The organism is Agrobacterium sp. SORGH_AS 787 (assembly GCF_030819035.1).
Lineage (GTDB): Bacteria > Pseudomonadota > Alphaproteobacteria > Rhizobiales > Rhizobiaceae > Agrobacterium > Agrobacterium larrymoorei_B.
In genome coordinates this window covers 657,024-672,854 of the sequence record NZ_JAUTBG010000001.1, presented here as the reverse complement: position 1 = coordinate 672,854, position 15,831 = coordinate 657,024, and the positions used below count along the sequence as shown (strand labels likewise).

Annotated in this window: 16 protein-coding genes; 7 read left to right on the top strand and 9 right to left on the bottom strand. The window is 57.5% G+C overall.

Annotation, left to right across the window (positions count from 1 at the left end):
• The first annotated feature begins 115 nt into the window (after window positions 1-115).
• From QE435_RS02890 to QE435_RS02880, 3 genes are all read left to right on the top strand, one after another.
• On the top strand, window positions 116-1,411 hold the full coding sequence (locus QE435_RS02890; protein WP_349040177.1) for an MFS transporter: 1,296 nt from the start codon (window positions 116-118) through the stop codon (window positions 1,409-1,411).
• A gap of 160 nt (window positions 1,412-1,571) precedes the next feature.
• Entirely contained in the window at window positions 1,572-3,143 is a 1,572-nt protein-coding gene (locus QE435_RS02885; RefSeq protein ID WP_349040176.1) for a Re/Si-specific NAD(P)(+) transhydrogenase subunit alpha, read from the top strand.
• Window positions 3,144-3,162: 19 nt separating this feature from the next.
• On the top strand, window positions 3,163-4,596 hold the full coding sequence (locus QE435_RS02880) for an NAD(P)(+) transhydrogenase (Re/Si-specific) subunit beta (protein WP_349040175.1): 1,434 nt from the start codon (window positions 3,163-3,165) through the stop codon (window positions 4,594-4,596).
• 67 nt (window positions 4,597-4,663) lie between these two features.
• Here QE435_RS02880 and QE435_RS02875 read toward each other — a convergent pair whose 3' ends face one another.
• From QE435_RS02875 to QE435_RS02860, 4 genes are all read right to left on the bottom strand, one after another.
• Window positions 4,664-5,152: a cupin gene (locus QE435_RS02875; protein ID WP_349040174.1), complete on the bottom strand. Its 489-nt coding sequence runs from the start codon at window positions 5,150-5,152 to the stop codon at window positions 4,664-4,666.
• A gap of 117 nt (window positions 5,153-5,269) precedes the next feature.
• Window positions 5,270-5,776 carry a MarR family transcriptional regulator gene (locus QE435_RS02870; protein ID WP_306929605.1) on the bottom strand — a complete coding sequence of 169 codons (507 nt, stop codon included), beginning with the start codon at window positions 5,774-5,776 and terminating at the stop codon, window positions 5,270-5,272.
• Between the two features lie 17 nt (window positions 5,777-5,793).
• Window positions 5,794-7,383: an NAD(P)/FAD-dependent oxidoreductase gene (locus QE435_RS02865; protein WP_349040173.1), complete on the bottom strand. Its 1,590-nt coding sequence runs from the start codon at window positions 7,381-7,383 to the stop codon at window positions 5,794-5,796.
• A 98-nt stretch (window positions 7,384-7,481) separates the two neighbouring features.
• The gene (locus QE435_RS02860) at window positions 7,482-8,267 is read right to left on the bottom strand and encodes a cyclase family protein (RefSeq protein WP_349040172.1); all 786 of its coding nucleotides are present in this window, start codon (window positions 8,265-8,267) and stop codon (window positions 7,482-7,484) included.
• 529 nt (window positions 8,268-8,796) lie between these two features.
• Between QE435_RS02860 and QE435_RS02855 the strand changes: the two genes are divergently transcribed.
• The gene (locus QE435_RS02855; protein ID WP_306929608.1) at window positions 8,797-9,303 is read left to right on the top strand and encodes a MarR family transcriptional regulator; all 507 of its coding nucleotides are present in this window, start codon (window positions 8,797-8,799) and stop codon (window positions 9,301-9,303) included.
• A gap of 543 nt (window positions 9,304-9,846) precedes the next feature.
• Here QE435_RS02855 and QE435_RS02850 read toward each other — a convergent pair.
• A complete protein-coding gene (locus QE435_RS02850; RefSeq protein ID WP_306929610.1) occupies window positions 9,847-9,975 on the bottom strand; it encodes a hypothetical protein in 129 nt (42 codons plus the stop codon).
• Between the two features lie 243 nt (window positions 9,976-10,218).
• On the opposite strand from QE435_RS02850, the gene QE435_RS02845 reads away from it, so the two are divergent.
• The gene (locus tag QE435_RS02845; protein ID WP_349040171.1) at window positions 10,219-10,968 is read left to right on the top strand and encodes a DUF6538 domain-containing protein; all 750 of its coding nucleotides are present in this window, start codon (window positions 10,219-10,221) and stop codon (window positions 10,966-10,968) included.
• Window positions 10,958-11,641 carry a tyrosine-type recombinase/integrase gene (locus tag QE435_RS02840; protein WP_349040170.1) on the top strand — a complete coding sequence of 228 codons (684 nt, stop codon included), beginning with the start codon at window positions 10,958-10,960 and terminating at the stop codon, window positions 11,639-11,641. Before QE435_RS02845 ends, QE435_RS02840 begins: the two co-directional genes overlap by 11 nt.
• Window positions 11,642-11,644: 3 nt before the next feature.
• On the opposite strand, the gene QE435_RS02835 is transcribed toward QE435_RS02840, so the two are convergent.
• The 4 genes from QE435_RS02835 to vsr all read right to left on the bottom strand — a co-directional run bounded on the left by QE435_RS02835 (window position 11,645) and on the right by vsr (window position 15,331).
• Window positions 11,645-12,883, bottom strand: coding sequence for an HNH endonuclease signature motif containing protein (locus QE435_RS02835; RefSeq protein ID WP_349040169.1), 1,239 nt, complete (start codon window positions 12,881-12,883; stop codon window positions 11,645-11,647).
• The gene (locus QE435_RS02830) at window positions 12,880-13,848 is read right to left on the bottom strand and encodes a DNA cytosine methyltransferase (RefSeq protein ID WP_349040168.1); all 969 of its coding nucleotides are present in this window, start codon (window positions 13,846-13,848) and stop codon (window positions 12,880-12,882) included. Before QE435_RS02830 ends, QE435_RS02835 begins: the two co-directional genes overlap by 4 nt.
• A complete protein-coding gene (locus tag QE435_RS02825) occupies window positions 13,848-14,798 on the bottom strand; it encodes a DNA cytosine methyltransferase (protein ID WP_349040167.1) in 951 nt (316 codons plus the stop codon). Before QE435_RS02825 ends, QE435_RS02830 begins: the two co-directional genes overlap by 1 nt.
• Before the next feature lie 98 nt (window positions 14,799-14,896).
• The gene (gene vsr / locus QE435_RS02820) at window positions 14,897-15,331 is read right to left on the bottom strand and encodes a DNA mismatch endonuclease Vsr (RefSeq protein ID WP_349040166.1); all 435 of its coding nucleotides are present in this window, start codon (window positions 15,329-15,331) and stop codon (window positions 14,897-14,899) included.
• A 144-nt stretch (window positions 15,332-15,475) separates the two neighbouring features.
• Between vsr and QE435_RS02815 the strand changes: the two genes are divergently transcribed.
• Complete coding sequence (locus QE435_RS02815; RefSeq protein WP_349040165.1) at window positions 15,476-15,775, top strand: hypothetical protein; 300 nt, start codon at window positions 15,476-15,478, stop codon at window positions 15,773-15,775.
• Window positions 15,776-15,831: the final 56 nt, after the last annotated feature.

The window sequence follows — 15,831 nt, the reverse complement described above, 5'->3', positions numbered from 1 at the left end:
GATCACAACGATAAGAACGGCGGCGCCCTGAACGGGGAGGACCGTCCTCATCTCACCATTTCACTTCGTGTCGAATGTGCGGGACTCGGTCTCGCACACAAGGGGGAACTTTGTCATGACACAGTCAATCGAATTACCGTCTCATGCTGTAGCAAAATCTGCTGAAATCTCATCGCACAAAAGCTTCTTGGTGGTGGCGCTCTGCTGGTTCGCAATCTTTGCCGAAGGCTATGATGTCGGCGTTCTTGGCGCCATTCTGCCAGCCCTGGCGACGGACCCCGCCTGGAAACTGACGCCGCTCGAACTGGGCGCGATGGGAAGCTATACCGTGATCGGTATGCTGATCGGCGGTATCGTTATTGGCACGCTCAGCGAAATTTATGGCCGCAAGCCGCTCTTCATGGGATGCCTCAGCCTGTTTGCCGCCTGCATGATCTTGACCTCTCTGGCGCCCACACCGTTCTGGTTTGCGGTCAGCCGGTTCGTCGCCGGTCTTGGCCTTGGCGGCATCATACCCGTCGCAGCGGCGCTTACGGTGGAGTACTCGCCCAAAAGCCGCAAAAGCTTCAATTACGGCCTGATGTATTCCGGCTACTCGCTCGGCATCCTAGCAGCAGCGCTCTTCAGCCGGGGCTTTCTGGCAGAGTATGGATGGCGGTTGATCGTGCTCTTTGGTGCCGCACCACTTCTCGTCGTGCCGGTTTTCTATTTCCTGCTGCCGGAATCGATTGAAAGCCTTGTCCTGCGCGGCAAGCAGAGGGAAGCGGCTGAAACAGCCAAGCGTATGGGTGTTGCCGTTCCGAAGACCGTCCAGAAAAGTGCAAAAGGTCCGGGGTGGTCGGCTGTTTTGAAAACTATCTTCGCCCGTGACAAGGCGTTCGAGACAATATGCTTCTGGGTCGGTCTGTTTCTCGGTCTTCTTCTCGTTTACGGTCTTGCGCAGTGGCTACCGCAGATCATGCGCAAGAATGGCTACGATCTGGGCGACAGCCTGCTGTTCCTCGCGGTCTTCAGCCTCAGTTCGGCCATTGGCGGCATCGTGCTCGGCACCTGGGCGGACAGGTTCGGGATCAAGCGCACGGTTGCGCTCTCCTATCTGGTCGGCGCCATCGGAATTGCGGCACTCACCTTCAAGAGTTCCATTCTTCTGAACTATGTCTTCGTCGCCATCGCCGGTTTCGGTACGGTCTCAGCTTCGCTCATTCTCACCGGGTTTCTGGCGCAACGGCTTGATCCTACAATCCGTTCGGCGGGTACGGGTTTTGCGCTCAGTTTCTCCCGTATCGGCGCGCTGACAGGCCCGCTGCTCGGCGGCTTGATAGCCAGTACAAATCTTGCGCCGGAGTGGAACTTTTACATATTTGCGGCTGTAGCGGCCTTGGCGGCACTCGCGACTGTGTTAATACCGTGATCGACGAGAGCGTCTTAAGTCCGTTGGGGCGTACGAAGGGTGCTTTGTATTTAGACCCTACGCGTCGTGCTATCCGAAAATCGACTTGGATTTTCGGACCGATGCCGTGGTCGATATGAGACGACGTTATTGCAGTGTTTCGAGTTTAAGGGAGGGACTTTTGAGACTAGGTGCACCGAAGGAAATCTATGAGAGCGAAGCGCGCGTTGCGATGACGCCGGAGAGCGCTCAGGCCTTGCAGAAATTGGGCTATGAATGCCTCATCGAAACCGGGGCTGGCAAATCTGCCGGTTTCTCCGACGAAGCCTATCGGGCAGCGGGCGTAACAGTGGTGGAAAGCGCAGACGCGCTTTACATCGGTTCCGATATCATCGCCAAAGTCCGTCCACCGGAAGCCTCCGAGATCGATCGTCTTTCGCCAGACAAGACGCTGATTTCCTTCTTCTACCCGGCGCAGAACCAGGCTCTTCTGCAGCAGGCAAAGGACAAGGGTGCCGCCGTCATCGCCATGGATATGGTGCCGCGCATTTCCCGCGCCCAGAAGATGGATGCTTTGTCTTCCATGGCAAACATTGCCGGCTACCGTGCCGTGATCGAGGCGGGTAATAATTTCGGCCGCTTCTTTACGGGACAGGTGACCGCCGCCGGTAAGGTGCCGCCTGCCAAGGTTCTGATCATCGGTGCGGGCGTTGCCGGTCTTGCTGCGATCGGCACTGCCACATCGCTTGGCGCGATCACCTATGCCTTCGATGTGCGCCCGGAAGTGGCAGAGCAGATCGAGTCCATGGGCGCCGAATTCGTCTATCTCGATTTTGCCGAACAGCAGGATGGCGCTGCGACCGGCGGCTATGCCGCTCCGTCGTCGCCGGAATTCCGCGAAAAGCAACTGGAGAAATTCCGCGAGCTTGCGCCGCAGATCGACATCGTCATCACCACGGCGCTGATCCCGGGTCGCGATGCACCGAAGCTGTGGCTGGCCGATATGGTTGCGGCGATGAAGCCGGCCTCCGTCATCGTCGATCTTGCCGCGGAACGCGGCGGCAATTGCGACCTGACCGTTCCGGACCAGCGCATCGTTTCGGACAATGGCGTGATCGTCATCGGCTATACGGATTTCCCAAGCCGCATGGCCGCACAGGCCTCGACGCTCTATGCCACCAACATCCGTCACATGATGGCCGATCTGACGCCGGGCAAGGACGGGCAGGTCGTGCACAATATGGAAGACGATGTCATCCGTGGTGCGACGGTTGCCTATCAGGGCGAGATCACCTATCCGCCACCGCCACCCAAGATCCAGGCTATTGCGGCGCAAAAGCCGAAGGAGAAAGCCAAGGAACTGACGCCTGCGGAAAAGCGGGCGCAGGAAATCAAGCTGTTCAAGACGCAGACCAGAAATCAGGTCGCTCTTCTGCCTGTGGGCACGGCACTGCTTCTTCTCGTCGGCACTTACGCGCCTGCGAGCTTCATGAGCCACTTCATCGTCTTCGTTCTGGCCTGCTTCATCGGCTTCCAGGTTATCTGGAATGTCAGCCACTCTCTCCACACGCCACTGATGGCCGTGACAAATGCCGTATCGGGCATCGTCATCCTGGGAGCGTTGCTGCAGGTCGGTTCGAGCAACTGGCTCGTCGTCATTCTGGCGGCACTCTCGGTGCTGATCGCGACGATCAACATCGTGGGTGGCTTCCTCGTGACACGGCGCATGCTTGCCATGTTCCAGAAGTCTTGAGCCGGGGGAGGGGATAATCATGACACTTGGTATTGTTTCGGCGGCCTATGTTGCCGCAGCGGTTCTTTTCATCCTGTCGCTTGGCGGTCTCTCCGGTCAGGAAAGCGCCAAGCGCGCCGTCTGGTACGGCATCACCGGCATGGCGCTTGCCATCATTGCCACGGTCTTCGGGCCGGATGTCGGCCATTGGTTCATCGTGCTGGTGATGCTGGCAGGCGGGGCGGTTCTCGGCCATTTCGTGGCAAGCCGCGTGCAGATGACGGAAATGCCGCAGCTCGTGGCGGCGCTCCATTCCTTCGTCGGCCTCGCAGCCGTCTTTATCGGCTTCAACGCCCATATCGAAGAAGCGCATGTCGCTTCTCTCGATGAGGCGGCGCGCTCGGCGCTGACCGGGTTCGCCGCACTTCTGGCGCACAAGACGCCGGTGGAACTGGCAATCATGAAGGTCGAGGTATTTCTCGGCGTCTTCATCGGTGCCGTGACCTTTACCGGCTCGGTCGTCGCCTTCGGCAAGCTGGCCGGCAAGGTGGATGGCAAGGCAAAGAAGCTTCCGGGCGGACATCTTCTCAACGCCGCAGCGGCTGCTGCATCCATCCTGTTGCTTATCCTCTATTGCAATGGTGCGGGTGCCTGGACGCTGGTGCTGATGACACTGCTAGCCTTCTTCATCGGCTATCACCTCATCATGGGCATTGGCGGCGCCGATATGCCGGTCGTGGTTTCAATGCTCAACAGCTATTCTGGCTGGGCGGCCGCGGCAATCGGCTTTACGCTGGGCAACGATCTGCTGATCGTCACCGGCGCGCTGGTGGGCTCGTCGGGTGCGATCCTGTCCTACATCATGTGCAAGGCGATGAACCGCTCCTTCATTTCGGTCATCCTCGGCGGTTTTGGCGGCACTGCTGGTCCGGCAATGGAGATCAGTGGCGAACAGGTGGCGATCGATGCCGAAGGCGTTGCCGCGGCGCTGAACGATGCCGATAGCGTCGTCATCGTGCCGGGCTATGGCATGGCGGTGGCGCAGGCCCAGGCGGCGGTTTCGGAGCTGACGCGCAAGCTTCGCGCAGCCGGCAAGACCGTGCGTTTCGCCATCCATCCGGTGGCAGGCCGCTTGCCCGGCCACATGAACGTGCTGCTGGCGGAGGCCAAGGTGCCTTACGATATCGTCCTGGAAATGGACGAGATCAACGACGATTTCCCCAGCACCGATGTCGTCATCGTCATCGGCTCCAACGACATCGTCAACCCGGCAGCACAGGAGGACCCGAATTCCCCGATCGCCGGCATGCCAGTGCTGGAAGTGTGGAAGGCAAAGCAGGTCTTCGTCTCCAAGCGCGGCCAGGGCACAGGCTATTCCGGCATCGAGAACCCGCTATTCTTCAAGGAGAATACCCGGATGTTCTACGGTGACGCGAAGCAGAGCGTCAGCGCACTGGTGCCGCTGCTTTCATAATGTAAAAAGCGGGGAGGCCTCGTCATTTCAAGACAGAGGCCTCACCACCGGTGCTCGTTGTTGTCGCCTAACGCCAGAACTCGACCAAGCCGCCGGATGTTTTCAGGACCGGATCGGTTTCGGGAATAGGAAGAGATTTGATCAGCGCCAGCATCTCATTGCTCGGCGCATCGCGCTGAATGTCTGCCTCCTGCCCCGGAGGGTAAGCGCCAACCACCTGAAAATCGCCTGAGCTTTCCAGCCGCTTATGCCCGGTTCCCGCAGGCAGAAGCAGGCAGTCGCCTTGGCTCACATCCAGTATCTTTCCATCCGGCCCGCCGATTTGCAGCTTCGCCTGGCCCCGTCCCACACCCAGAACTTCATGGGCACCGCTATGATAGTGATGATAGGCGAAGACGCCGTTTCGCCAGATACCGGTCCAGCCATTGTCGTCAAACATCTCCTCAAAAGCCGATGAGTCCATATCGGCCCGGATCTGGCTATAGAGGAGAACGGGCAAGGTTGGATGATTGGGAACCCAGTCGCTTGGTGCCAGGGTAAAGTGGTCTATCTTCATCTGCTCATCCTCAACCAAGTTAGCGGTGTCGATTAAACACCGATAGCGGCTTAGGGTTCAGTGCAGACAACCAGGGACGAGCGTGATTGGTCTTTACCCGATCCTGTGAAGGAAGCTTCAAATATCGTGACGACGGATATTGCGCAGGATCTTGTGCAGGGTCGTCACGAAAGCGCGATATTCCTCGTCGTCGATGTCTTTGAACATCCGGCACATGTCGTTGTACATGATCGGCCAGACATCTTCGAAAACGGCGCGGCCCTCATCGGTGATTGTCACATCGCGCACCCGCATGTCATCGGCACGCGGCACGCGGCGTACGAGTCCCTGTTCCTCAAGCGAATCCAGCGTTCGGCTCATGGTCGATTGCTCGGTGACGGCGAAGACGGAAAGCTCGTTGATGGTGAGCGACGATGAGACGTTGAGAACGGCAAGGGCGCGCATCTTCACGGTGGTGACGTCGCGCGCCTTCAGATCTTCGGCGAGGTTCGCATTCCAGCGCGCCATGATGCGGTTCATGATATAGGGCGCAAAATTGTTGAGCCCGATCTCGCCGAGGCTGGGAATGCGTTTGGTCTGGTCGTCGGGATTTCCGAGGAACTCGACGGAAAAGCCGTTATCCATGAGCTTTGATCCCTTTATCAACGCAAAGAAGAGGCAAGCAGGAAACCGGAACCACCTGCAAGACCCGGGCCTGGATGCGTGGACGCTCCGATATGATAGAGCCCCGCAACATGGGTCTTGTGGTTAACCGAGCTTTTGAACGGACGCCAGAGAAAGAATTGGTCGAGACCGCAGAAACCGCCATAAGGATCGCCGCCAACGAGGTTCATGTTCATCGCTTCCAGGTCTGATGGGGCATACGCCCGACGCTTCAGCACGATCTCGTCGAAATTCTCGATCTGCGCGCGCAGCATCGCCTCGATGCGGTCGGCAAAGGCCTCTCGCAGCGGCTCCGTCCAGCGTCCGTCAGCGGGGCAGGCCAATTCACTCGCCGCATCGCCCTTGATGTGACGCGGCGTATCCGGCACTTGCAGCCATAAAATGGCGGCGCCATCCGGCGCGCGGCTGGGATCGAGCGATGTCGGCTGACCGACGCAGACCGTCGGCTCTGCAGGCAGAAGCCCACGTTCGGCCTCGTTGGCGGAGCGGGACACGCCATCGAGACCGGGTGTGAGATGCAACAACGCCACCTTGCTCAGTTCTTCCCCGGCGCGCCAGCGGGGTGCTGCCTTCAGCGCATAATGGATCTGCATATTGCCTTTGCCATATCGATAGCTGGCAAGTCCTTCCTGCACCGGCTGCGGCAGGCTGGTAGACGACGCGCTGAGCAGCCGCTCATAAAGCTGGTGTGGCGTGACCGATGCGATGACGCCCTGGACTGCCCGCAATTGTTTCCCATCAGCAAGCGTGACGCCGGCTGCCTTGCCAGAGGCATCGACATCGATATGGTTCACATCGGCGTTGCGCATGATGCTGCCACCCTGATCTGTGATCAGCCGCTCGAAGGCTATGAGCAGATTATCCGCCCCACCTTTGACGATGGGACAACCAGCCGCCTCAATGGCAAAGCCGATGACGCGGGTCATCTCGGCGGAATAGGCGCTTTCCGGCCCAAGGCCGCAATGCAGCGCCCAGGGGGCGAACAGCCCGCGCAGTTCTTCCGAGCGATAGGTGGTTTCAAGATAACCGCGTGCGGGCGCCAAGGCCTCGCCGAAAAACGCGGTCAGCCCCTTCAGGCCGCGTTTCCACACTTCGCGACCGAGCAGCTTGGCTGTCGCCGTGGACCAGAGATTGCCGCCGAGCAGGCCGAAGACGAAACTGGCATTGCCGGCGAAGCGTCCCATCTCCCGGTCGAACGCCTTGCCGTCTCCCTCGGCGATCGCGTCAAAATGGGTGATGTTGCGGGCGCGATCCATGGAGAGGATGGCATGGGTGCCATCTGGTCGCAGCACACCGGTTGGTGTTGCCGTATGGCAGAATTCCAACCCTCTCGCCTCCAGATCCTTGCCGAGAGCGGCAAAGGCCGGTGAGGTGAGGAACAGAACCATGGTCGTCGCCATGACATCGTGACTGAAGCCTGGAAGAGTGATCTCTTCGGTCCGAAGGCAGCCGCCGATGCGATCGTTTCTCTCGAGCAGCAAGACGCGTTTGCCTTTCTTACCGAGGAGAGCCGCAGCCACCAACGCATTGATGCCGCTTCCGACGATGATGTAATCAGGATCAGCCATGGGAAACTCCGGGAGAAGCGAAGCGCATCTTCATGATGGGGCGATACGGAGGCGTGAGCCACGTCTCCGACCGACAGACAAAGCCATGACAGGCTGGCTTAAACGACGAGCGCCAGCGCCCGTACCGGCGAACCGGTTCCCTTGACCAGCTTCAGCGGTGCCGCAATCAGGATCGCGCCTTTGGGTGGCAGCTGATCGAGATGGCAGAGGCTAGCAAGACCGTATTTGTTGGCCTTGTGCATCAGATTATGAGCAGGGAAGGGCGGGTTCATGCCGCCAGCGGAGCCTGCATCCGTGCCGATGGTTTCCTGACCCCAGCCGATGATGCCTTTGGAGAGTAGATAGTCGATAGCTTCGGCGGTTGGGCCTGGGGAATGCGGACCGTTCTCATCGGCGTTCAGGAAGGTTTCCGTCGAGCCGTTGCGCTTGTACCAATCGGTGCGCAGCAGCACCCAGGTGCCGGGCTCGATTGCGCCATGCTCGGCTTCCCATTCCTGAATGCTTTCGACAGTCAGCAGATAATCCGGGTTTTCGGCTGCTTCCTTCGAGCGGTCGATGACGTTGACGGGCGCGACGAAGTTCTGCGGCGGAATGGTGTCGGTCGTGTTTTCGGCATTGTCCTTGCCGGTAATCCAGTGGCACGGCGCATCGAAATGGGTGCCGGTATGTTCGCCAAGCTCCAGCCAGTTCCAGGCCCAGAACGGACCGTCCTGATCATAGGCGGAAATGGTGTGGACTTTGACGTTGGGCGTGTTCTTGCCGAACTGTGGCGGCAGGTAAAGAACCGGCGTGTCCGGCCCAAGCGGCGCGGTCAGATCCACCACCTTCACCTTGCCGGAGAGCAACCCGCTGGCAAGCCCTGCAATCGTCGAAGCGTCGGTCATTCAAGTTCCCCTTATTTTGAACCGTCTGTTCCTGCTTCGTCAGCGCTGCTGGAAGAAGCAGATGCGATAATGGGAAAAACCTATGACCAAAAATATGGATATGCAAGAATTTTGTTTAAGCTTAAATTGTTTTTCGGATAGAGTTCGAATGGCACTGCTTTGCACTGAGATCAAGCGCTATGAAGGACATAGCGGTGGTTGCGGATCGCACGCGATGAACTCTCGCAGCTCTCGAGATATTTTCAAATCTGTGTATGCATATTTCAGCGGCGGTGGCGATCACGGATCGATGCCAATTTGAGAACCCTCAAGCCGGGACAAAGGCCCGCCTGCCGCACCGGAAACATTGCTTGAAGCTTTGAGAATGTTGACCCTGCGCGGCGAATGGTGTTTGAGACTACTAATAAGAGCATGGAGCGTGAAAATCAGGCAAGGGTTTTGCCGTTTTGACATGCGTTAAAACAAGAAACTTGAAGGGCATGATCCGAACTTCAGAGATCACGGCACATTTCAAGACAAGGGATGGGTTATGTCGGCAATCGATCTAGAAGCGATCATCAGCGGTACACAAGATGGCAAGAAGCAGGAACTGCGCCTGTGGTTGCGTCTGCTGTCCACGACCAAACTCATCTCCCAGGAAATCCGCCGCCGCCTGCGTCGCGAATTCGGCGCGACGCTGCCGCAGTTCGATCTCCTCTCGCAGCTTTACCGCGAAACCGACGGCCTGCGGCTTGGCGAACTCTCCAAGCGAACCATGGTCACCAACGGCAATATCACCGGCCTGGTCGAGCGCCTGGAGGCCGATGGCCTCGTCATCCGCGAACGCCTCCCCGACGACCGCCGCGTCATCGTCGCCTATCTCACCGACAAGGGTCGCACCACCTTCGACGCCATGGCAAAGGCCCATGACGGCTGGCTGAAGGACATGATGGCGGACGTCGATCCCATCGTGATTTCGGGCCTGATCACGCATGTGGGACAGGTAAAGCAGTCGACGCGCAATCATCTTTCGGGGGATGATGGGGACGAGGAATAAGGTTCGGCACCTATACGATATCGTGACAGCGTCCATATCCTGAACGCCAGACATGGTGTACGTGACTTACGGACTACCCGAGGCACACTATCTTGTTTTTCATGGCTGGCTTAGGGTCGTTCCCCTGCGGCCGTTTTGCGGGGTAGCCTTGCCCTCTACAGCCTGAAGGGCTTCGTCGGCGGCCTTACGCGCCTCCTCTCGCGCTATATGCAGCCTTTCGTCCAACTCAGATTGCTCAGCCGGCGTTCTTTCTGAATATGTTCCCTGTGCTCGCTCTCCGCTTGGAAGCAAGCTTACCGTGTGGAGCAAGTTAATCACGAAGACTATCGCCGCACAGAGGAGAACTATGCAGACGAATCCCAGCCGCCCTCTCATTCTGCCTTTCCGCATAGTCACCCGCCTTCAAACCCAATAGAGTTTAAAGCGTATTGGGTCCGGCAGCGAAGCGGTGGTTTCCATTCGATGCCAGCTTTAGATGCTCCAGCCAGCTAGCGGGTCTCGAAAGTCCTTTGAAACCCGCGCTGTATATGGAGAAGCGAAGAATCACTGCGGCTTCTTCTGCTTGCTGGCCTCTACGGCCTTCGCACCCAAAGTAGGAGCAGCAGGCGGTGGTGCCTTGTCCTTCTTCGGTTTGCGGATTTCCTTGTTGCTTCTTACTTGACCCTTAGCCATGGGAATCTCCTCTTCAGAAGAGGAAGTAGTCGCTGTTTGCGGGGGAATAGCAAGAGAAATCGCAACGGTGCTCTGAGGGAAATGCAGGCCTAGCCGAAACCGTTGATTCTAGGGAGATTTTACCAAGCATTGGAAAATTTGGTGGAGCTAAGCGGGGGCTCCACCAATCAGTCATATGTGGTTGAAATACCTGATAATGAATGTTAAATAGCGATCAATCTTGGTCTGAATGATTGGTCTGAAATGTCAAGAAGCTCCCGCCGCTACCTCGATTTGCGCGGCCTGAAATACTGGTTCAAGCGCGACATTCCCCACGCAATCCGCCCCCGGTTTGGGGGCAAAAGCGCTTACCTCGTGAACCTCGAAACAGGCGACATTCGTGCAGCCATGCAACGCCGTGATGAGATCAAGCGGCAAACCGACAGGCTCTTTCGCGATGCACGGGAGGGTCGATCAGTGGCTCCAGCGACAGACACGATACAAGAGCGAGCCGAGACGTGGGCGAGAGAAGCCGAAGAAGCTAAGCGCGATCCTCACGGCTGGACGGCCAAAATCACGGGCCGCGACCGGAATGACGTTGAGGACCATGAGGTTGCCGATCCTCGCGAGTTCATTGAGGCGGAGGCCGAGCAGATTGAGTGCCGCTATGGCGAGCGGGATAGAGACCGTTTCCTCAACCTTGTCCAAGGAAGGGTTGACGTGGATCACTACATGGAAGCCTACCTCAAGGAAGCTCGCCTCGCCCCGAAGACCACGGACGAGCGCCGGAACCTCATCAAACGTTTTGCCGAATGGGCGAAGCTCCAAGGCAAGTCGCTCCTCCAGATCGACCGCGCCTACGCTGGCCGCTACTTCTCCGAGGCGATTGCGCCATTGAACGACCCGCACCGCGAAGAAGCATGTTGGCAGCGTCAAGCTGTATTGGGATTTCCTGATTGCCCGAGGCCATGTGATCGGGGCGAACCCATGGGAGGGACAGCGTTTGCCAGATAGAGGCCGAAGGGTCGAGCGTGGAGACGACAAGGAAGAGCGGCCATTTACCAATCAAGAAATGAAGACGCTCCTTTATTCGCCATTCCCCGACCGTATGAGCCGGAAATTCGAAAGTCAGTTGCTAGACGCTATCCGCATATCCGCCCTCTCGGGGATGCGTCTCGCGGAAGTCGTCACTCTTTGGGTTGAGGAGTGCCCCATTGACGAGAAGGGGGGCGGATACTTCGATATCCGGCAGGGCAAGACGGCAGCGGCAGCGCGGCGCGTCCCCATTCATCCGGACCTGATCGCGATCATCCAGCGCCGAATCAAGGACAAGCAGCCTCAAGACTGGTTATTCCATGAACTGGCGGATGAGAAAAACGCGGGCGACGTGTTCGGCAAGCGGTTTCGTCAGTATCGCCAGAAACTCGGCGTTGATGACGTTGCACCGGGGCGCCGGAGGAGTTTGGTCAACTTCCACTCCTTCCGCCGTTGGTTCGTCACTCAGGCGGAGCGGGCTGGAATCCCTGAAAGCACGATTTCTTCCGTCGTGGGCCACGAGGAGGGCCGTAAGTCGATTACGCTCAGCGTCTATTCTGAGGGACCGGCGTGGCAACAATTGCGGGCTTGTGTGGATGCTGTGAAGCTTCCCACGACCAGCGAAGAGGCCAGCCAGGAGAAGGCGGCGTAGCCGTTAGAGATAGCTATTCCGCCACGTCACATTGGCTGGATTGACAAAGGCGGGTATCGCTATGGACTTCGGCAACGTCTTGTAATTTACGCTTTGCAGCACTTTGTCTGTTAAGGCCAATTCTCCATTGCCTAGTATGCGGATATGCTGGCCGTCATAAAGTCGATGGATATCAACCCGAAGGCAAAAGCTGTTGTCGCGGCTATCAGCACCGCCATTTGTTACCGGGACAATGTGAGCGGCTTCTAGCACCTGCGGAAGTTCCTCCCCGGTGACTACACATTTGCTTGCATACGCATCAAGGACGGAAGAGCGGAACTTCGCTTGCCCCTTTCGAACAACTACCTGCGCCGTCGCCTTCTGGCGTTCGATGATGGAAGGCAGCTCTGAATGCTGAACCTCTTCAAGCGCTTTCTGCGCATTTACAGGACCCGCAAAGATTGAGGTTGTCGCTGGAACATTAACCGCATTTGCCTCGAACAGTTCGTCCAGAATGAAGCGCTGATCATAGCCGTCCGTCGAGTAGTCTCGCCTCAGAATGTCGAAATTAGCAAGGAAGAGCAGGAACTCCCTTGCGAGGCGGTGATCGTTGGCGGCGGGAGTGCAATCGGGCCAGCCAGCGATGATGACAGGCCCCTTATGGCGATAGCGCAGCACGTAGGTCACCATGTTCGCCACGGTTTCCTTGGCCCCTGCCAAGGGGATCACGACCTTGATTAGCTCGTTAGGAGTCAGAAACGCTTCGGCGATACCCGCTGTCTGTCCTATGGTATTTATGACCTCAAGGATCAACTGTAGCGGTTTGATCTGTAACCCTGCTGCTCTCCACTTCGCCACTTCGGCAGCGGAATGGATTTCTGGGTTCGGAAGGACGGTTTGCTGGACCATCAGCGCAGCGAACTCGCCTTGCGTTATCCGCCCGCTCGACACCTGCTTTCCGAGATCAGTCAGCTGAATGATGCCCCGCGTTGGCTTGAGAAGCCCTGTTCCTTTCCAGTACTGTCCAGAGTTCCTTATAAGATTCCGATCAGCTGTTCGGCCAAGGTCAATATCCGTCTTGGTGTCTGCCTGAACTTTCGCAAGGTCTTTTGCTACTTGCTCGCTCGACGGGGCCTCATTCTCATGCCTCGAAAGAGCCCGAAGCACACCGAGGAAGACGGGGGCCTCAAGCAGCCCTTCGGAAGGTGCGACAGACAGCCAGCGCCACTTGTAAGTGTCGAAGGGCTTGACGGGAGGTATCATGCCACGTCCGATCGCTCATGACCGGCTTGAGCCAACTCTGCCTTCTTCAACATGCTGCCGATAGCCCTCCCCAAAAGAGGCGGCACCGCATTGGCGATCTGGCGATAAGCGGAGGTCTTCGTGCCATGAAATTCAAAGGTATCGGGAAACGACTGAACGGCAGCTAATTCGCGTGCCGTCATTCGCCGGTGGTTACGAGGATGATGAAGCACCACAACACCGCCCCTTTCGTCGCCTCTCGCAGTGACAGTCGGTGCGGGTTTCGTCGGGTCAATCCGGCGGTGCCCAAGGTGACCATTGAAGCGCAACTTGTACTTCGAACATTCATGGTTAGGAATATGAGGGGCATCTTCCGGCTCCGGGAAGTGTGCCAGCGCCTTTCCGACTGAGAGCCATGGTTTCACGCCCGCCGCGCGAGAAATCGCCGGGTCCCCATGTGTGGCAGGAGGAGGAAAGACAAAATCGTCAGAAAGATCGCCACGGACCCCAAGGATCAGTAGACGCTTTCGAGCTTGGGGCACTCCATAGTCTGCCGCGTTAATAAGCTGATGCCGCACCTTGTAGCCTAGAGCAGCAAACTCCGTGATAATCGTCTTTAGGACTTCGCCTTTTGCAAAGGACGCGAGTCCTTTGACGTTCTCTCCGACAAAGAACCGGGGGCGCTTTTCAGCCACGACCCGCACCATCTGTTTATAGAGTTGATTACGCGGGTCTTCTAGCGACCTCGCCCAATTGGCCACCGAGAAGCCTTGGCATGGGAAGCCTCCAACAACCACGTCACAATCTGGTATCTCATCTCCGGGGATGGAGGTGATATCGCGTTCATCGACATGTGCGCCGATGTTTTTCTCATAGGTCCGCACTGCGTCGGTAAAGATGTCGTTGGCCCAGACAACCTGTAATCCTGCTTGAACGAGACCCAAGTCGAGACCTCCAGCCCCAGAGAAAAGAGAAACCACGCGCATCAAGCAACTTCCTTTAGAGGTGCGGCTTCCAGCAACTGAGCGCCAAGCACCTTACCGAACAAAACAGGAACGGCATTCCCGACCTGCCTGTAACACGAGTTCATCGCGCCGACAAACTCAAAGTCTAACGGAAATGTCTGAATAGAAGCTTGCTCACGAATTGACATGCGTCTGTGATTGTTTGGGTGCTGAATAGCGCACACTCCTCCTCCGCCATTGCCACGAGCCAAGATTGTCGGAGATGGCTTGTCAGGATCGGTAGTCCGATGGCCCGTGAAATTCCGGTTTGTAACCTTGTACTTTGAGAAGACGTGATTTGGCAGGATTTCGCTCGAAGATGGCTCCGGGATGTGAGCAAGTGCCTCCCTGATCGTGACCCAATTCCGAAGCCGCTTGTCTTTGCGGCGGGGGTCCGCGTGGGTTGGCGCGGGGAAAACAAAGTCACTGCTGCGGGGGAGATCGTCTCGCACTCCCGCGATAATGACGCGCTGGCGGGCTTGAGGAACGCCATAATCCGCCACGTTGAAGAGGCGCTTGGACACCCGGTAGCCAGCGGCAGCGAAGTCGCGTTCGATTTTCTCGATTGCACGACCGCCCGCAAGGCTGAGTATGCCCCTCACGTTTTCAGCGAGAAAGTACTTGGGCTGCTTATCGCGTACGACCCGAAGGAATTCCAAATAGAGCCGGTTACGCTCATCCTCTTCGAAGCGAAGCATATTCGCCTGTGAGAAGCCTTGGCAGGGGAAGCCCCCGACCACAACGTCGGCGTCCGGTATTGTTGAGGACGGTATGCTGCAAATGTCGCCAAGCGCGATATGGTCGCCAATGTTGCGGGAGTACGTGGCGACGGCATCCTTATCGAAGTCGTTTGCCCACACCACTTTATGACCGGCTTGGATCAGGCCTAGATCGAGCCCGCCCGCGCCGGAGAAAAGTGACACTACCTTCATGATACCTTCCTAAGAACGAAGAAGCCCCGAGCGTAAACGAGCGGACTCCCTTTGTGAACCCCTCACGGAAACACATCACAAGTCATTGCGTTAGGGGATCAAGTTTCGGGCAAGGTCTGATGCACCCGCAAGAAAGACTCGATATCTGCTTTGAGAGCTCCCTCGTCTCGAAGCTCACATTCCCAGAGAACAAGGACGCGCCACCCAAGAGCCTCAAGTGCGGCCACGTTTTCAGCATCACGGGCCACAGTACGCGCCAGCTTAGGGACCCAATATTCTCTCCGGCTCGTGGGAATGGCTGACGCTCTACAAGTGTCACTGGGATGCTGATGCCAGAAGCAACCGTTGACGAAGATCACGGCCTTCCACTTTGGCAGGACAATATCAGGCTTTCCGGGCAGGTCCTTACGGTGCAGACGGTAGCGCAAGCCCATCCCATGAACGAGGCGCCTAACCAGCATCTCGGGCTTGGTGTTCTTGCTTCGAATTTGAGCCATCAGCGCGCTACGCGTCTCAGGTTTCATAAAGTCCATTGTGATCCTTCCACCTGATGTTCGCCTAATGCGCTTTCGTGGCATAAGTGGGGAGTTTCAAATTTGACAGAAAAATCCGAAGCATCGACCTCGACAGGTGATGAGCCGCATTACCCCCCGTGGGGGTCGCCCATAGGGGGGCGCATGGAACTCTACGTCTTGCTGTTGATAAGTGCTGCGGCCTTCGGGGGATACCTGTTGGGGCTTGAAGGGTGGCGCAACGCTTCGGGCTTGATGGGGACCATGCTTGCCGCTCTGATATTCGCCGTCCCAATGGGCTTTTGGTTCCTGTTCAATGGACTTGCCTTTGCCTTGAAGGGAGGGCGCGGGGGCTTTCGAGCAAATGATGTCAGGGATGTGACGACGCTGTTGCTTGCAGGGGTGGCATTCTGGATATGCGGTGTTGTCGTCGGATGGGTGCAGCGGAAATGGCGACGCAGGTAGTCCAACAGGGCTTGGGCTAGCTGGACTGCTCGTCATTGCTCCTCAATAGTCCAACA